Annotated in this window: 17 protein-coding genes; 9 read left to right on the top strand and 8 right to left on the bottom strand. The window is 41.9% G+C overall.

What is annotated here, in order from left to right; translation table 11 throughout:
* Nucleotides 1-21: 21 nt before the first annotated feature.
* The 6 genes from yegQ to Q4486_RS08595 form a co-directional block, all read right to left on the bottom strand.
* A complete protein-coding gene (gene yegQ / locus Q4486_RS08620) occupies nucleotides 22-1398 on the bottom strand; it encodes a tRNA 5-hydroxyuridine modification protein YegQ (RefSeq protein WP_303519073.1) in 1377 nt (458 codons plus the stop codon).
* Between the two features lie 52 nt (nucleotides 1399-1450).
* Entirely contained in the window at nucleotides 1451-2011 is a 561-nt protein-coding gene (thpR, locus tag Q4486_RS08615; RefSeq protein WP_303415638.1) for an RNA 2',3'-cyclic phosphodiesterase, read from the bottom strand.
* A 107-nt stretch (nucleotides 2012-2118) separates the two neighbouring features.
* Nucleotides 2119-2985, bottom strand: a complete 867-nt coding sequence (locus tag Q4486_RS08610) for a hypothetical protein (protein WP_303415639.1) — start codon at nucleotides 2983-2985, stop codon at nucleotides 2119-2121.
* A 145-nt stretch (nucleotides 2986-3130) separates the two neighbouring features.
* Nucleotides 3131-4780, bottom strand: coding sequence for a chaperonin GroEL (groL, locus tag Q4486_RS08605; RefSeq protein ID WP_303415640.1), 1650 nt, complete (start codon nucleotides 4778-4780; stop codon nucleotides 3131-3133).
* 82 nt (nucleotides 4781-4862) lie between these two features.
* Nucleotides 4863-5150, bottom strand: coding sequence for a co-chaperone GroES (gene groES / locus Q4486_RS08600; protein WP_303415641.1), 288 nt, complete (start codon nucleotides 5148-5150; stop codon nucleotides 4863-4865).
* Between the two features lie 155 nt (nucleotides 5151-5305).
* Entirely contained in the window at nucleotides 5306-5791 is a 486-nt protein-coding gene (locus Q4486_RS08595) for an FxsA family protein (RefSeq protein ID WP_303415642.1), read from the bottom strand.
* 406 nt (nucleotides 5792-6197) lie between these two features.
* Between Q4486_RS08595 and Q4486_RS08590 the strand changes: the two genes are divergently transcribed.
* The gene (locus Q4486_RS08590; protein WP_303415643.1) at nucleotides 6198-6965 is read left to right on the top strand and encodes an SDR family oxidoreductase; all 768 of its coding nucleotides are present in this window, start codon (nucleotides 6198-6200) and stop codon (nucleotides 6963-6965) included.
* Between the two features lie 133 nt (nucleotides 6966-7098).
* On the opposite strand, the gene Q4486_RS08585 is transcribed toward Q4486_RS08590, so the two are convergent.
* Nucleotides 7099-9021 (bottom strand): PhoX family phosphatase, encoded by a 1923-nt coding sequence (locus Q4486_RS08585; protein WP_303519072.1) that lies wholly within the window; start codon nucleotides 9019-9021, stop codon nucleotides 7099-7101.
* 354 nt (nucleotides 9022-9375) lie between these two features.
* Here Q4486_RS08585 and Q4486_RS08580 point away from each other — a divergent pair, with 354 nt between their 5' ends.
* The 5 genes from Q4486_RS08580 to Q4486_RS08560 all read left to right on the top strand — a co-directional run bounded on the left by Q4486_RS08580 (nucleotide 9376) and on the right by Q4486_RS08560 (nucleotide 15326).
* A complete protein-coding gene (locus Q4486_RS08580) occupies nucleotides 9376-11547 on the top strand; it encodes an esterase-like activity of phytase family protein (RefSeq protein ID WP_303519071.1) in 2172 nt (723 codons plus the stop codon).
* A gap of 217 nt (nucleotides 11548-11764) precedes the next feature.
* The gene (locus tag Q4486_RS08575) at nucleotides 11765-12433 is read left to right on the top strand and encodes a DUF2057 domain-containing protein (RefSeq protein WP_303519070.1); all 669 of its coding nucleotides are present in this window, start codon (nucleotides 11765-11767) and stop codon (nucleotides 12431-12433) included.
* 43 nt (nucleotides 12434-12476) lie between these two features.
* Nucleotides 12477-13436: a porin gene (locus tag Q4486_RS08570; protein WP_303519069.1), complete on the top strand. Its 960-nt coding sequence runs from the start codon at nucleotides 12477-12479 to the stop codon at nucleotides 13434-13436.
* Nucleotides 13437-13636: 200 nt separating this feature from the next.
* A complete protein-coding gene (locus Q4486_RS08565) occupies nucleotides 13637-15031 on the top strand; it encodes an MFS transporter (RefSeq protein ID WP_303519068.1) in 1395 nt (464 codons plus the stop codon).
* Nucleotides 15032-15104: 73 nt separating this feature from the next.
* Nucleotides 15105-15326: a hypothetical protein gene (locus Q4486_RS08560; RefSeq protein WP_067868706.1), complete on the top strand. Its 222-nt coding sequence runs from the start codon at nucleotides 15105-15107 to the stop codon at nucleotides 15324-15326.
* 21 nt (nucleotides 15327-15347) lie between these two features.
* Here Q4486_RS08560 and Q4486_RS08555 read toward each other — a convergent pair whose 3' ends face one another.
* Nucleotides 15348-15830, bottom strand: a complete 483-nt coding sequence (locus Q4486_RS08555; protein WP_303415649.1) for a YajQ family cyclic di-GMP-binding protein — start codon at nucleotides 15828-15830, stop codon at nucleotides 15348-15350.
* A 150-nt stretch (nucleotides 15831-15980) separates the two neighbouring features.
* Here Q4486_RS08555 and Q4486_RS08550 point away from each other — a divergent pair, with 150 nt between their 5' ends.
* The 3 genes from Q4486_RS08550 to Q4486_RS08540 all read left to right on the top strand — a co-directional run bounded on the left by Q4486_RS08550 (nucleotide 15981) and on the right by Q4486_RS08540 (nucleotide 17895).
* Nucleotides 15981-16871: a 2-dehydropantoate 2-reductase gene (locus Q4486_RS08550; RefSeq protein ID WP_303519067.1), complete on the top strand. Its 891-nt coding sequence runs from the start codon at nucleotides 15981-15983 to the stop codon at nucleotides 16869-16871.
* Nucleotides 16872-17016: 145 nt separating this feature from the next.
* Nucleotides 17017-17592, top strand: coding sequence for a cob(I)yrinic acid a,c-diamide adenosyltransferase (locus tag Q4486_RS08545; protein WP_303415651.1), 576 nt, complete (start codon nucleotides 17017-17019; stop codon nucleotides 17590-17592).
* A 12-nt stretch (nucleotides 17593-17604) separates the two neighbouring features.
* On the top strand, nucleotides 17605-17895 hold the full coding sequence (locus Q4486_RS08540; RefSeq protein WP_303415652.1) for a hypothetical protein: 291 nt from the start codon (nucleotides 17605-17607) through the stop codon (nucleotides 17893-17895).
* Nucleotides 17896-17918 lie beyond the last annotated feature (23 nt).

Genomic DNA, 17918 nt, shown 5'->3' with positions numbered 1-17918 from the left:
TTTTGTCTAATGATAAATTCGTTACTTCTGGCTACTGTATTCTGGAGCATTAGGAAGATCACGCATTATCAAGGCATATTCAGGCTCACAATCTAACGCCATAGGGATCTTCATTACATGACCAGACCCTGGCGCAACATCGGCTTGCTTACCTTTTTTATCGATCATCTCATCTAACTTAAATTTATGGTTACCCTGCGGGGTCATCAACTCAAGTGTATCGCCTTTTAAGAAGCGATTACGCACATCCACTTCCAACATGCCTGCTTGCTTATCGTATCCCATAATTTCACCTACAAATTGCTGGTGAACACCCACCGAATTACCAGTTTCGTAATTTTGATACTCATCATGCACATGACGACGATAGAAACCTTCCGTATAGCCTCGGCTGGCAAGGTTTTCTAACTCATCCATCAACTTCATATCAAAAGGTTTACCCGCAACCGCATCATCAATCGCTTTACGATAAACTTGGGCAGTTCGTGCAACGTAGTAATGAGATTTTGTTCGCCCCTCAATTTTCAATGAATCCACCCCCATCGCAGCTAAACGATGTACATGCTGTATGGCACGAAGGTCTTTAGAGTTCATAATATAAGTGCCATGTTCATCTTCAAAAGCAGGCATAAACTCACCAGGGCGAGTCTCCTCTTGCAGCAAGAAGATGCGGTCAGTTGGCTCACCCTCTCCTAAAGCAGGTTTATTCGTCTGTGCGAGCATGTCAGCTTTAGGGTCAAACTGTTCGACTGGAACTACATCACCGGACTCATCCACTTTCGCCTCATGAGCATCATATTTCCAGCGGCAGGAGTTAGTACAAGTCCCTTGGTTTGGATCACGCTTATTAATGTAACCCGATAATAAGCAACGTCCTGAATAGGCTATACATAGCGCACCATGGACAAACACCTCGATCTCCATCTCTGGACAACGCTGGCGAATCTCTTCCACTTCATCAAGGGATAGCTCACGTGACAGAATTACCCGTTCAACACCCATGGCATGCCAAAACTTAACCGCAGCCCAGTTCATCGTATTAGCCTGAACCGACAGATGAATCGGCACATCGGGAAAGTGCTCTTTAACCAGATAGATCAGCCCAGGATCAGACATAATCAATGCATCCGGCCCCATGGCAATGATAGGACGCAGATCATCAATATAAGTTTTCAACTTGCTATTGTGAGGCAATATATTACTGGCGAGGAAAAACTTTTTACCCAATCGATGCGCAAGGTCGATACCTTCGCCCAAGTTTTCCATATTGAAGTCGTTATTGCGAACACGCAAACTATAACGAGGCTGTCCGGCATATACTGCGTCTGCACCATAGGCAAATGCATATTTCATATTTTTTAGTGTCCCCGCTGGAGACAAAAGTTCTGGAGTACGCATAATGAAGTGGTTTTTCTTTAAGTCGAGTAAAGCGATCTAGCCTAATCGTTAATTAAGCTAGATCCTGTAAAGGGATCTCAAATAGTGGTGTATAGATAGAGCCATCTTCTCCTGGCTTACTTTGGAAAAGAACAACTGAATCAGCAAGACTAAACATATCAATTACCGGCCAGCTTTCAGGTGTTTTAAACTTATTAATACCAGGCAATCGCCCTAAGGTAACATGAGGCTTAAAATCTTCATCTGTATGGTTAACACCCGCGGCATCAGCAACATCTACCATCAAATCATGTAAAGATTCTAATTCCTGATTCACATCAGGAAGAGCAGCAATCAAAGCTAAGCTACGACTGACACGATAGTATTCAGCCGCATTGATATGAACCTGAAAAGAGCTGAAATCTGCAAGCTTTTCTCGCGCACAACGCTCTAGCTCTTCTACCTGCTCCAGCGAAATCCCCCCGAGAAAACACAATGTTAAATGGTAACGATCAGAATCTACCCAGCTGACTTCTGTCTTTTTATCATACACACACAGAGTATCAGCATGATCAGCCAACCAACGTACAACTGAATCAGGTAGCGTTAGTGCAAAGAAAGCACGAATTTTCATGGAGGATAAAATTATCTCTATCTAGGAATAATCGTGTATTTTGCCTTCAAGGGCCACACTTAGCAAACCCTTGAAGGCAACCTTTTGATCAAACATTGACCAGAACACTACTTTTGCTCTAATAGTAGCTGCATATTATTAAGTTTTTGCTTCACTTGAAGCAGGTCTTGATTCAACTGCCTACGCGTCCCATCAAAGGCTCGTACAGCCTGCTCATTAACTTTTACTCGCCGCTCTAAACCATCAGTGCTTTTGCTTTCCAATTTCGTGACACGATCAGACAGTGACCTCTGAGCTTTAATCACCTCATCTTGCTGTTCTTGATTCATCTCATTACTGGTTCTTACTTCAGTTTCTATACGTGTGACCAGTTTATTAATTTTTTCTACTTCAGCATTAACCGACTGCTTTAACTTAGTGCTTTCTGACTTTAAGCTTGATAATGCTTTTAACTCTTTAGCCTGGCTCGCCACCGTCGCTTGTAAAGTTTTAATTGTAGCTGCTTGCGTCTTAATCTGATCACTATGCTCTTTAATAAGAGGTGCATTCTTTTGATGAGCAATCGCCCACAATTTAGCAATTTCGGAATCGAGCTGTTTATCTTTCTGCTTAAGACTCTCTTCTAAAGACGAAACATTACCTTGAATCGCTTGGCCTGACTGCTCAGCACCCTGCTCTGTTTGCTTCAAAAGCTCTCTTAATTCTTCGATCTGTTTTTGGGCTTGAGTAAATGTTGCCTCTTTCTGCTTTTGGGCATCGTACATATCAAAACCAAAGTAACCTAATGCAGATACCGCAGCGATTAGGACTATGCTCACTAACGCCTGCAAAAAGCCCCCTGAACGTTGAACTTCAACCACCGGTGCCGCAGAGTTCCCTTTTTGAGAAGGCGATGCAGATTGGGGAGAACGACTCTCGTCTAAAGGTTCCGCTGGCCCCATATTTGGCACATTAATATCATCATCACGATTCATGGTTATCCATTCACCCATTGCATAGAAAGTTAGATTTTAAGCCTATTTTACGCACAAATAAAAAGCCCCGCAAAATGCGGGGCTCAGTATTTATAAATAGCTAACAGACGACTCTATTAGCTATTTAGTACAGTAAGGGGATGATTTACATCATACCGCCCATACCGCCCATACCACCCATGCCGCCCATATCTGGCATAGAAGCTGCTCCACCTTCAGATGGTTTATCAGCAATCATCGCTTCTGTTGTGATCATCAAGCCTGCAACAGATGCAGCAGCCTGAAGAGCAGAACGTGTTACTTTAGCTGGATCAAGGATACCCATATCGATCATATCACCATATTCACCTGAAGCAGCGTTGTAACCAAAGTTACCTTCACCCTTCTCACGAATATTAGCAACAATAACAGAACCTTCATCACCGGAGTTAGCAACGATCTGACGAAGCGGTGCTTCTAATGCACGGAACGCAAGCTCAATACCAACACTCTGGTCATGGTTATCACCTTTAAGGTCTTTAACCATATCCATAGCACGAATAAGCGCAACGCCACCGCCAGGAACAACACCTTCTTCAACAGCAGCGCGAGTAGCATGCAATGCATCTTCTACACGTGCTTTCTTCTCTTTCATTTCAACTTCTGTTGCTGCGCCAACTTTAATTACTGCAACACCACCAGCTAGTTTAGCAACGCGCTCTTGTAGCTTCTCACGATCATAGTCAGAAGACGTTTCTTCCATCTGAGCACGGATCTGATTAACGCGAGCTTCAATCGTATCAGCAGCACCAACACCATCAACAAGCGTTGTATTTTCTTTAGTGATAGATACGCGTTTCGCTTGACCTAGCTGCTCTAATGTTGCTTCTTCAAGTGTCAAACCCACTTCTTCAGAAATAACAGTACCACCCGTTAAGATAGCGATATCTTCAAGCATTGCTTTACGACGATCACCAAAGCCTGGCGCTTTAACCGCAGCTACTTTTACGATGCCGCGCATATTGTTAACAACCAATGTTGCTAGCGCTTCACCTTCAACATCTTCAGCGATGATAAGTAGAGGACGAGATGCTTTCGCTACCTGCTCCAAAATAGGAAGAAGATCACGAATGTTAGAGATTTTCTTATCAACTAACAGAATAAAAGGCTGTTCAACTTCAACAGACATGCTTTCCTGATTGTTGATGAAGTATGGTGATAGGTAACCACGATCGAACTGCATACCTTCAACAACATCAAGTTCGTTCTCAAGTGCATTACCTTCTTCAACGGTAATAACACCTTCTTTACCTACGCGATCCATTGCTTCAGCAATGATTTCGCCCACTTGAAGGTCAGCATTTGCAGAGATAGTACCAACCTGAGCAATCGCTTTACTGTCAGCACATGGCACTGCCATTTTTTGAATCTGTTCAACTACTGCTGCAGCGGCTTTATCGATACCACGCTTAAGATCCATAGGATTCATGCCCGCAGCAACAGATTTCAAACCTTCATTAACAATAGCTTGAGCTAGAACAGTCGCAGTAGTCGTACCATCACCAGCAACATCATTTGCCTGTGACGCTACTTCTTTAACCATCTGAGCGCCCATATTTTCGAACTTATCTTCTAGTTCGATCTCTTTAGCTACAGAAACACCATCTTTAGTTACGGTTGGTGCGCCAAATGATTTATCTAGTACAACATTACGTCCTTTTGGACCTAGCGTTGTTTTAACTGCATCAGCAAGAATATTTACGCCGCTAAGCATACGTTGGCGTGCATCGTTTCCAAATAATACTTCTTTAGACATCTTGAAAATCCTGTATTCAAAAATTTTTTAAACAAAAACGTTCTACTGAACGTAGATACCTGCAAAAAGTTAAACTGGAAGATTAGTCTTCTAGTACACCGTAAATTTCGCCTTCGCTTAAAATAAGCAGCTCTTCGCCTTCTACTTTGACAGTATTAGCGTAACCACCGAATAGCACTGTGTCCCCAACCTGAACAGTTAACGCACTACGCTCACCGTTATCTAGAAGTCGGCCTTCACCTACAGCAATAACCTTACCCTGGTTAGGTTTTTCCTGAGCAGAACCTGGTAGCACAATACCGCTCGCAGTAGTGGCTTCTTCTTCGTTACGACGAACAACTACACGGTCGTGAAGTGGACGAATTTTCATTTTGTTTTTTCTCCTGATCTCTATCTGACCAAAATCAACATTATGTTAGGAAATAGAGTAATTCATGCATTTACAGAATCACCCTTTGAATAGCTAAATTGGGGCATTAAAAATGAATTCAACACTTTATTGAAAAAAAGTTCCTATAGTCCAAACTAATCTTTACGTTCAAACTCGCCGTCAATCACATCATGCTTTTTCAGAGATGAACTATTTGGGGCATGGGGAGGCTCAAAAGGGTCATTGGTATAAAACTGCGCTGAGCCTGATGTATGTCCTTGTGAGGCAATAATAGTGAAACGCCCCATTAATTTTGCAGCTAAGGCTTTACGGGTAAAAGGTAGCAAGCAACTAAACCCTATAATATCAGTGACAAACCCCGGCGTAATAAGTAAAGCACCACCAACGGCCAAAACAATTCCCTCAACCATCTCTTGACCTGGGATCTCTCCCTGATTAGCTCGTTGCTGTGCTCTAAGCAGTGTTGATAGCCCCTGATAACGGAGCATATTCACCCCAATAAAGGCTGATAAGAGCACTAAACCTACTGTATTCCAAGCACCAATAGCATCACCTACATTTATAAGCACTGTGATTTCAATAATTGGAATAATAATAAACAGTAAAAAAAGAAATCTCATGGGCGCCTCATAGTAAATAAAAACACAACTAAACAGTGGGGAAAATTAAGACAACGTCAGCGGTGATATGCCTTATTTCTATGGGCACAAGCCTGCTTTTTCAAGCCTTATCAGCATTTAAAATCATAAAGTTTTGTTAAGCCATGAAATATTCATAAATAAAAAACAGCATTAGTACGAAAGTACAAAGTTACACCGCAGTGCGGTATTTAAAAGAAAAAACAGACACTTAGCAGATGCGTAATCGCTCAAAAATACACAGTCAAAAGTATATAAAACTTATTGATAGATGAATCATACAGGCTAAATGTGGACATTTTTGCAAAAGCGTTATAAGTTTAAATTCTGCACAATGACGCAATGCACAATAACATTCAGAGTCAAACCGAAGTAAGGGTAATCCTCAATGGAACTCAAAGATAAAGTAATTGTTGTAACCGGCGGTGGCCGTGGTCTTGGTCGCGCGATGGCGCTTGAACTAGCTTCTCAAGGTGCCAAATTGGCATTAATTGATCTTAGCCAAGAAGACTTAGACACAACTGTAGGCCTTTGCATGGAAGAAGGTGTTGAAGCTCGTGCTTACATTTGCAATGTTGCAAAAGAAGACGAAGTTGAAGCAACATTCGCTAAAGTAGTAGCAGATTTCGGCTCTCTCAACGGTTTAGTAAACAATGCGGGTATTACCCGTGATGGTCTATTCCTAAAAGTTGATCGTGAAACAGGTAAAGTTGCTAAGAAGATGTCTATGGATCAGTGGAACCTGGTTATAGATGTAAACCTTACAGGTACTTTCCTATGTGCACGTGAAGCCGCTGCTCAGATGATCGATTTAGGTGTTGAAGGCTGTATCATCAATATCTCTTCAATATCGCGTTCAGGTAATATGGGCCAGACTAACTACACGGCAACAAAAGCTGGCGCACAAGCTATGGCTGTTACGTGGGCTAAAGAACTTGCCCGCTATAAGATTCGTGCTGCATCAATTGCACCAGGCTACATCGGTACTGAGATGGTAATGAGCATGAAGCCTGAAGCACTTGAAAAAATCGCTGCCGGCATTCCAGCTAAACGTCTAGGTAAACCAGAAGAGATCGCTAAAACAGTTACTTTCATTTTTGAAAATGACTACGTTAGCGGCCGCTGCTTTGAAGTTGATGGCGGTCTACGCATCTAATTCCGAGCAATTAGAACAAAAAAAACCGGCTATTGCCGGTTTTTTTATACCTAATTTTTAAGGTAAACCATTTAACTTTTACAAAAAAAGAGCCTTTCGGCCCTTTTTATTAACAGTAATTTTAGAAGCCTAATTAAGCGCCAATCACCCCGCCATCATCACGGGTAATAACAACAACAGTTGAACGCGGTTTACTCATTCCACCTTCTGGAAAATGCGAACCTTTCAACTTCTCACCTGGATGCTGGATACCAACAAACATAGTTTTATAATCAGGTGTAAATGTTAACCCTGTCACTTCTGCTGCAACGGGGCCGGTTAGGAACCGGTGCACTTCACCGGTCTCTGGATCACCGCATAACATTTGGTTATTGCCCATACCTGCAAAGTCATCTTTATTGGAGTATTTACCATCGGTCATAATCCATAAACGACCACTTTCATCAAAACCCAAGCCATCAGGGCTATTGAACATATTGTCTGGGTTAATATTATTACTACCCGCCAACAAACCGCTTGAGTGCAATGTTGGGTTACCCGCTATCAGGTATAAATCCCAATTAAACGCAGACTGAGTATGATCGCCATTCATTGGACTCCAACGAACAATCTGCCCATATTTATTATCTTCGCGAGGATTCGGACCACCTACAGGTTGGTTATCCTTTTTACCACGGTTCTTATTATTGGTAAGCGTACAAAAAGCGGTTTGCTTATTAGGATGCACTGCTACCCATTCAGGACGATCCATCGTTGTTGCACCCACTTGAGTGGCGGCTAAACGGGTATGAATCAATACTTCAGCTTGGCTGTTAAAGCCATTCTCTGGTGTTAACCCATTTTTACCGAAAGTAAGCTCTATCCACTGACCTTTACCTTTTAACTCGCCATCAGCCGCCATAAATTTAGCAACATATAGAGTACCCTCTTCAAGTAGACGACGGTTATGCGGATTATTGTTGGCTATATATTTGTCTTTAGAAACAAATTTATACAGATGCTCACCGCGCTCGTCATCACCTAAATAAACAACCACATGGCCGCTGCTGTCGATCATTAGCGCCGCATTTTCATGTTTGAAGCGTCCCAAAGCCGTACGCTTTTGTGGTTTAGACGTTGGATCCATTGGGTCAATCTCTACAACCCAGCCGTGACGATTTGGCTCATTCGGATTTTGAGACAAATCAAAGCGCTCATCATGCTTGCTCCACTGATAGGTTTTATCAGCAGATTTAATACCGTAGCGTTGCAGCTCAGCAGGCACTGCATAAGCGTCATCATTGGAACCAAAGTACTTATGAAAATTTTCTTCACAAGTGAGATATGTTCCCCATGGAGTCTGCCCATTAGCACAGTTATTAAATGTGCCAAGAACCTCCACGCCGGATGGATCCGCAGCGGTTTTTAGCAACTCATCACCCGCAGCAGGGCCAGTAATCTGCATAGGCGTATTTGCTGTGATACGACGATTCAACTTACCTGCGCGATCAACACTCCAGCCCTTTCCATTAGAAGTAATCTCAAAGATAGAGACCCCATGGGCGTTTTGCGCTTTTAAAACATCATCCGCAGTAATTGCTTTACCTTGATGATCATATAAATACTCAACATTAGTGTATTCATTATTGACCGCCATCACCGCGCGGTCATTAGAGAGAGGGAATAAACTCATACCATCGGTATTATCGCCAAACTGCAATGCCTGACTTGCCGCCGGAGCCTTGCCTGACGGATCAAATTCAGGAGCATTGTCAAAAAGAGGATCACCCCAGGATATTAAATTAGTGACTTTATAGCCTTTAGGTACAACAACAGAATCAGCAGTACTTGCCGGTACAGGTTTAAAACCGATCAGTTTACTCTTAACTGAAGCAGACATTGCCGCCTGAACCGATTGGGCAATGGGCGACATACCAATAAAAGCACCTATACCCAGCGCTCCCATTCCCGCCATAAAACCACGACGACTAACAGCTTTGTCAGTCATGCGTGTAAATTCAGAATCTTGCTCTTGATTCAAATTACTACATTGATCATGTGAATTGTCGTAACCCATTTTACTCACCTATTGAAATTAAAAGGAGCGGCTCCAAATTAAATTTTCTTCTATAAACACAGCAACTAAAGAGTTTTTAAACTGCTTAATCGAAGTGATGCAAGATAGAAGGTATGAGTGACAAAACCATGACAAATAGAGGAACAAAACAGATGAAATAAAAGTTTAATTAATTTTTAACATAAGCCCAAAATAGCCAGACATACACAATATATCCATATATTTCATATAGATAGATCAACACAAAAACCAATAATCCGATAAAAGCAGTTAACCTTTCACGCAACCGTCACAATAGATCCATAGGATCCCGCCTCAATTCATTATTGAGTAGCCTATAGGAGTCGACACCCGATGTTTAACCACCCAGGTAAACACACCCTAATTGCATTAGCGCTAGCCTCTGCTGCAATGACAACCCATGCAGACACGTTCAACCGAATCGCCACTTTTGCAAACATTCACAACCTACCTGCAGGTTCTGACGTTGCCACAGAGACATCAGCAGAAATTATTGCTGCAACACAAGATGGAAACTCACTTGTGTACTCTGATAGTCCTTTAGGTGGTTTAGGCTTTATTGATATCAAAAATGCATCAATGCCTAAACCGGGTGGTTTTGTTTCTCTTAATGGAGAACCTACATCGGTTGCAGTTACAGCAACGACGGTTCTTGCTGGCGTCAACACATCAGAGAGCTATATCAAACCCAGCGGCAAGCTAGTATCTCTAAGCTTAAACGACCATAAGATCATCGCAAGCTGTGATCTCGGCGGTCAGCCAGACTCTGTAGCAGTCTCAAAAGATGAGAAATATGTTGCTATTGCCATCGAAAATGAACGCGATGAAGATCTAAATGATGGCGCTCTGCCACAACTGCCTGCAGGCTTCCTTACTATTTATCCATTAGAAAACGGCAACCCCGTTTGCAGCAAGATGAAAAAAGTAAATATGACAGGTATGGCGACTATAGGCGCTGACGATCCTGAGCCAGAATTTGTTGATTTCAACGAAAACAATGAAATCGTGGTCACTTTACAAGAGAACAACCACATCGCCATTGTTAATGCGGAAACAGGCAAAGTAATTAATCATTTTTCAGCAGGCTCTGCTGAGTTAACAATGATCGATACGAAGAAAGACAAAGCCTTTGATTTTTCCCAATCACAAACTCGCCTACGTGAACCCGATTCGGTTAAGTGGATCGATAATGATCGCTTCGTTACTGCTAACGAAGGTGATTTCCAAGGCGGCGCACGTGGGTTCACTATTTTCCACAAAAATGGAGAAGTCATCTATGAATCAGGGTCTGACTTCGAACACAAAGTGATTGCAACTGGACACTATCCAGATAAACGTTCTGGCAAAAAAGGTAATGAACCAGAAGGTGTTGCAATAGGCAAATTTGGTAAAGAGACTTACATCTTCATCTTATCTGAACGCGCATCACTAATCGGCGTATACCGTGATACAGGTAAAGCCCCTGAATTTATTCAGATGCTCCCTTCAGGCATTGCACCTGAATCAGCAGTTACCATCCCAGGCCGCAATCTGTTAATCAGTGCCAATGAAAAGGATTTGATTGAAGATAAAGGTCCGCGTGCCCACGTTATGATTTATGAGCTAAGTGATAAAACTGCGGCTTACCCACAAATTATGTCTCAGCATGATGATAAAGGTATGCCTATCGGCTGGGGTGCACTGTCAGGCCTAGCTGCTGATCCGAAAAAAGCGGGTCATCTATTTGCAGTAAACGATAGCTTTTATGCAAACCAACCCACTATTTTCAGTATTGATGCAACACACAAGCCTGCCATCATAACTGAAGCTTTAAAAGTCACTCGTAATGGCAAACCTGCAGAAAAGCTAGACCTAGAAGGGATCTCTATTGATGGCGATAATGGCTTCTGGCTAGCCTCTGAAGGTAACGCTAAGAAAAAAGTTCCTCATGCTATCTATCATGTCAATACTAAAGGCGAAATTGATCAAACAATCGATTTTCCTAAAAGCCTTTTAGCACATCAAAAACGTTTCGGCGCTGAAGGTATCACGCAGGTCGGTGACACTTTATGGATTGCTATCCAGAGAGAATGGGCTGACGATCCTAAAGGGTTGGTAAAACTACTTTCTTATGATCTAAAAACAAAACAATGGGGTGCGGTGCACTATCCTCTAGAAAAAGCCCAAACAGGTTGGGTTGGACTATCAGAGGTCACTGCCTACAACGATTCGCTCTATATTATCGAACGTGATAACCAACTAGACGAAAATGCCAAAATAAAGCAGCTATACAAGGTTAGTCTTGACGACCTAAAACCTGCTCCGATTGGCAGCACCTTACCTGTAGTGAAGAAAGAGCTCGTAAAGAACTTCATCCCAAATCTGAAATCACTTAACGGCTACGTTACCGATAAAATTGAAGGCTTTGCCATTGATGCTTCGGGTCACGCTTACGCTGTAACTGACAATGATGGTGTAGATGACAGCTCAGGTGAGACTCTATTTTTCTCTGCTGGAAAATTATAACTCCCACGCTTGAAACGACATCTCTTAAGGTAAACCAACCTTAGGAGATGTCTTCCTCATTTATATATCTATAAAACAAGCAATATCCCATCTATTTAAAAGTTTAAAAAAAACGTAACAAAAATAAACAAAAATGAAACCAAATTGAAATAAACAATAACTATTATTGCGCTGCAAAATAAATCATTAAACATAGAAAAAAACCAAGGACATAAAATTGTTTTCATTAAGCCCCCTAAAAGCATCTATATTATTTCTGGCAACATTATTTTCATCTTCATTTGTTTTTGCCGAAAACACACTAAACATTTCCGACGGGGTTAATTTACTTGCAATCAATGGTAAAGAAGCTAAATCATCTGGTTTTTTTAATGACAGTAGTTCTTATAATCTTCCTAATGGAACAAACCAGATCGTTGTTAATTATACCGCTGAAATAAAAAACGGAAGCGAATATGAACTTGAATATAGCAACGCTTTTGTTCTTTTATTTGATCAAAAAGATGAACAGTTACTTCTAGCGACCCCAGAAATAAAAAAGATAAAAGATATCAAAGCATTAGAAGAAAAAGGAAACTGGATACTAACCGCTAAAAGTGGACAGCCCGTCGATTACAAAGTCTCTTTAATCAAAAATGATGGTTTTCAATTAAGTAGAGATTACGAACGGGAATTAGAAGATTTTAATAAAACAGATGCCGCAGCAGCACTGCCTAATAAACCTTTATTCAACCCAAATCAATTAACCAAAAACAATACGGCAAAAGCGAAAAATAATAATACTAATGCCAAGGAAAACATGCCTGCTCAGATGCTTATATTTTGGTACAACCAGGCAGACGAAGAAACAAAACAATCTTTCAAAAAATTAATTAACAACCATTAATTAACAATTAATTATTTATTTAAAACTCTTGGAGAGTATTGAAATGAAAAAGCTGATTCTGGCTTCCGCTATTGCCGCTCTTGCAGCAAACTCTGCTACTGCAGCGACTATTTATGAAGATAAAGGTCTAACTTTCAAAATTAAAGGTGACTGGCAGGTTCAGCTACGTGATAACGCTAGCAAAACCAAAGACGCTGAAGTTGAATTTGATGATTTAGAGATCAAAAACTCTATCATTTACGATCTAGGAAACGGCCTTTCTGCATACGGTCAATTAGATTTCGGCTTTAAAAAAGCAGCTGAAGACGACGGTACCGACGGCGATCAGCTAGAAGAAGCTTACTTAGGTCTTAAATCTCACGGCTACTCTGTTCAAGTTGGTAAAATGGACAATGCTGCCGATGACTTTGGTATTGAAAACGCAATTGAAAACGATCTAGGTGATGACGTTTTTGATGAGTTCGGTTCTGTAGATGGCGACGACGTTATCCGTTTTGATGCTGATTTTGATGTAGCACACGTAGCGATCTCTCACGAGCTTGAAGCTGATGGCGAAAAAAGTGCTAACGGCGAATCAACTGAAATATACGTTGAAGGCGGTTTTGACGCGATTACTCTAGGCGCGGCATACCAGACTCTTAAAGCGACACCTACATCCTCTTCTGTAGATGTATGGGGTGTAAGCGCATCTTTTGACGCCGGCTTCGCTGAGTTTGGTGTTGACTACGGTGTATCTGATCAAGGTGGATCAAACAACGATGTTGCGATGACAAACCTTGTAGCAACATTCAAAGCATCAAAAACCACAAAAATCGCTGTAGGTTATGTTGACCATGACTACGATGCAGCTAACAGTGATGAAGATGCTATCTACGCTAACGTTGTGTACAAATTCCCTGCACAGAAAAACGTTTCTGTATTTGCGGAAATCACTAACCGTGATGATGATGCAGGTACTGATTACGAGCTAGACGTTCTAGCCGGTATGCGTATTAAGTTCTAAGCAGATATAAGGCTTAGGTTTACTTCCCCCCTTCAGTAAATCTAGGCTTTTATGAAAAGCCCAACAATCTAGCCGAGTGTTGGGCCTTTTTATTTTTATTCTTTCGCTCATTACTTCTCGATATAAACCTTTTTTGAAACCATTGCCTTGCTAACAGCAGACAGGGACAATAGACGCTTATTCATGGAAGGCGTTTTCAGATGTCATCAGTCGAACCTCAGCCGGTATCTTGGCTTCAGTCCGCAAAAATTTATCTACACCCCCGGGCCATCACACTTCTTTTTTTAGGCTTTTCATCTGGGCTACCCTTATTATTGGTCTTCGGCACACTATCATTTTGGTTAAGAGAAGCGGGTGTTGAACGCAGTGTAATAACTTACTTCTCATGGGTTGGGCTTGCATACGGTATCAAATGGCTCTGGGCTCCTTTAGTAGACTGCCTGCCAATCCCACTTCTTTCACGCTTACTCGGCCGCCGCCGCAGCTGGCTATTTTTGGCTCAAAGCATGTTACTTGCGGGGCTTGCAGGCTTAGCCTTTTCTAATCCTCTAGAGCATCTGGAATTTATGGCATTTATGGCAGTATTAGTTGCGTTTAGCTCAGCAACTCAAGATATTGTTATCGATGCTTACCGTATAGAGTCAGCTGAGGAGCGCCTTCAAGCTGCGATGGCGGCAACTTATATGGCAGGCTACAGAATCGCCATGATTGTCGCGGGCGCAGGAGCCCTCGCCATTGCAGCATGGGTTTCGCCTACACCGGACAGCTATGACCAAGACTCATGGCGGATTGCGTATCTAGCTATGGCCTCTTTGATGCTAATTGGTATTGCAACAACCTTATCGGTATCTGAGCCTCAAGCGATCTCTATTGACGACGAGACCCTTGAACAGAGAAATAAAGTTATTCAATATAGTGAAAAATATGCCCACCTACCGAATATCCTTTCGCGGTTTATCAGCTGGGCTTATGTCGCCGTGGCCTGCCCTTTTATCGACTTTATAAAACGTTACGGAAAACAAGCGATTATCATTTTGGCCCTTATTGGCACCTACCGTATATCTGATGTCATTCTTGGCATTATGGCCAATGTATTTTATGTTGATATGGGATTTACTAAGGGAGAAATAGCACAGATTATAAAAATCTATGGCGTCGTTATGACCATAGTTGGAGCTGGCCTAGGCGGAATACTCGTGAGCCGTTTTGGTGTAATGAAAATCCTATTTTCAGGGGCTTTGATGGTCTCTTTGACTAACCTTCTATTTGCTTGGCTAGCCACTTTAGGCCATAACACAACCGCTTTAACCCTCGTTATATCTTTAGACAACCTCAGCGGAGGTATAGCAACCGCCGCGTTTATTGCTTACCTCTCCAGCTTAACCAATATCCAATACTCTGCGACACAATATGCGCTTTTTAGTTCGGTCATGTTGTTGTTCCCTAAATTTTTAGGGGGGTTTTCCGGTGGATTCGTTGATGCCTATGATTATGAATGGTTTTTTATATCTGTTGCTCTTATTGGGCTACCCGTACTTTTACTGATTGTCTTAGCCGCCAAAACTATAAATCCCACAAATGTAAATGATAATTAATATCATTTACATTTAGAGAATACTGTACTATGCTCAACGCTCTACTTCAGTTCACTTAAACAAGGAGAAGAGCATGACCTACGTAATTGATGCTTGGTTTGAAAGAAGTAACCCTTACCTAAGGGTGATTCATCGCTCTACCGGTATTCCTATCGTGCATTGGCAGGGTAGCTCACTAATGAGAAAGCTAGAGAACGGTAGTATCTGTGTTGAAGACTTTGCCGAAAGCCCCTCTCAAGAATTAGTAAAGGAGCTTTTTTTATTGGATTGTCTTGAGCAAAAGGGAGAGGTGTAAAGCACCTCCCTACTCATCCCTTTAGTCTCGGAAATTATTAAACTGCAAAGGAAGCTCTAAATCGGCTTCACGCAAAAATGCCATGACGGTTTGCAGGTCATCTCGTTTTTTTCCTGTTACCCGGACTTGGTCACCCTGAATTTGAGACTGAACCTTGAGCTTTGCATCTTTAATCATTTTGACAATTTTTTTAGCAAAAGGCTGATCTAAGCCTTGCTTGAGCACAACCTCTTGGCGAGCTCTCATATTGGCTTTTTCTGGGTCTTTAACCTCTAAGCAACGAATGTCAATTTTACGGCCAACCATCTTTGTACGTAGGACATCTAATAATTGCTGTAATTGAAATTCTACTTCTGCATACATAATGACTGAGCTATCGTTTTGCTCAAAGCGAGCGTCGACCCCCTTAAAATCATAACGCATCTGGATTTCACGATTAGACTGATCAACAGCATTGGAAACTTCGTGCATATCCAATTCAGAAACGATATCAAACGATGGCATCTATTAACTCCTCAATTTTTTTCAAATTCTAGCTGACCTGTATTAGCTTTTCACGTCAGAGTAATCATAAAATCTGCAAACAGCGTTAGAATAGACAATAATGATATGGAATTTTGCTCTAATTCCACAGCCCACTTTGATGGAGATATAATGAAACAACCATGGCATATCCTAGGTGCAGGAGCTATTGGGTCATTATGGGCCTGTCATCTTACCGATCTAGGCTTCCCTGTTAGCTTGATTCTGCGCAATCAAACTAAAGTTAATCTGTTTCAGCAACAAAATTCAATTGTACTCGCAGGTCAGCATTATCCAATGACTGCGGAGCTTGCTAGTGCTCCTGAAACGATTAAGCAGCTTCTCATTACGACTAAATCAGTCGATACAGAAAATGCCTTTAAGAGCATTAAAAGCCGTTTAGACCCTCACGCTAAAATCATCGTTTTACAAAATGGCATGGGCAGCCAACAGTGGATTCAGTCACAATGTCCTCATGCAGATGTTGTTTGGGCCTCAACAACCGATGGCGCTTGGCTCAAAGCCCCCTTTAATGTACAGCATGCCGGTAGAGGAGTAACACAGATAGGCGCTCCCAACCAAACATATACCTGGGTCGATGACCTAATAAAGGGCGGTTTCCTCAATGTAGTGCAAGATAAGAATATTGCATTAACCTTATGGAGAAAACTCGCCATCAATTGCGCGATTAATCCTCTGACCGCTATCTTTGATTGTAAGAATGGTGAATTAATTAATAACCCTGACTACCTTTCAACCATGGCGGCGATCTGTCGAGAAGTGGAACTCGTTGCACACGCATTTGATATTGATCTTTTTGATGGCCTACTCATTGAGCAAGCTTGTCATGTGGCGGAAATTACTGCTGAAAATTACTCGTCGATGCTACAAGACGTGCGCCAAGGCCGTCAGACAGAAATTGATAGCATAACGGGCTATCTTTGTCGTCAGGCCAAAGCGCGAAGTATCCCTGTCCCCATCAATTTGGCATACCTTAAAAAGGTCCAGAAAGTTCACCGATAGTAAAATTTCACCTCAAAAAGATAAAGTAGCTCAATCGCGGACAACCTTGTAACAATGAACCTAAGCATCGCTTTCTTGTTATGATGATGGAACCCTTTACCCTAAAAATACTCCAATTAAAGTATTCACTAATATAAGGTCCTTCATGTCTAATAGATTGACACGTATCTATACGCGTACAGGTGATCAAGGAACTACTGCGCTAGCCAATGGCAAACGCATTAGTAAAACAGCCCAACGCGTTGAAGTATTAGGTACGGTAGATGAGCTCAATAGCTGTATAGGGCTGATTATTTCAGGCCTAGACTCAGACGATCCTTTACACTCTACTCTAACATTGATTCAACACCAGTTATTTGATTTAGGCGGTGAGATCGCCGTGGCTGATCAAAGCTATACAGTTATTGATCAAACAGAGATAGAATACTTAGAGCATCAGATAGATAAACTTAACGCTGAACTTCCTCCCCTTAAAGAATTTATTCTTCCGGGTGGTTCGGTTTCAGCTTGTTATACCCATTTAGCCCGTAGTATCTGCCGGCGGGCTGAAAGACAAATTACAGCACTATTATTGGATGACGAAGAACAGGTTAATTCAGATGCAGTAGCTTACCTAAACCGTTTATCCGATCTACTTTTTGTGGCAAGTAGAACAATTGTGCTGAGGCAGGGCGGCAAAGAAATCCTCTGGCAACCCAGAGATCAACGTAACCGCCTTTAAAAGGAGTACTTTATGAAAGCAATATATGGTTTTGGTCTACTATTTTTAGCCTCATTTACTTGGGCTGATTGCTCCACCGAGCAAACCTTGTGTGAAACACAATGTGCCGTTGTCCATTTCACAGATGAGGCCGCGGAACTAGGCTGTAAATCCAAATGTGTCGCCAAACGCGCGCTCTGCTCAACGGAATCTGGTGCAAAAACAGCCGTTGACGCTGGAGGCGAGGTAATCGATTCAGGTGTTGAGGTGAGTAAAGATGCTTGGCAAGATACTAAATCTTTCGTTAAAGGTTTAACTGAATAGTTACCTGAGTAAGATTCAATTCA

Origin of the sequence: Neptuniibacter sp. 2_MG-2023 (genome assembly GCF_030547495.1) — a bacterium.
In the GTDB taxonomy this organism is placed as follows: domain Bacteria; phylum Pseudomonadota; class Gammaproteobacteria; order Pseudomonadales; family Balneatricaceae; genus Neptuniibacter.
Note: the sequence above shows the minus strand (reverse complement) of the source record. Positions and strands in the feature narration are given on the sequence as shown.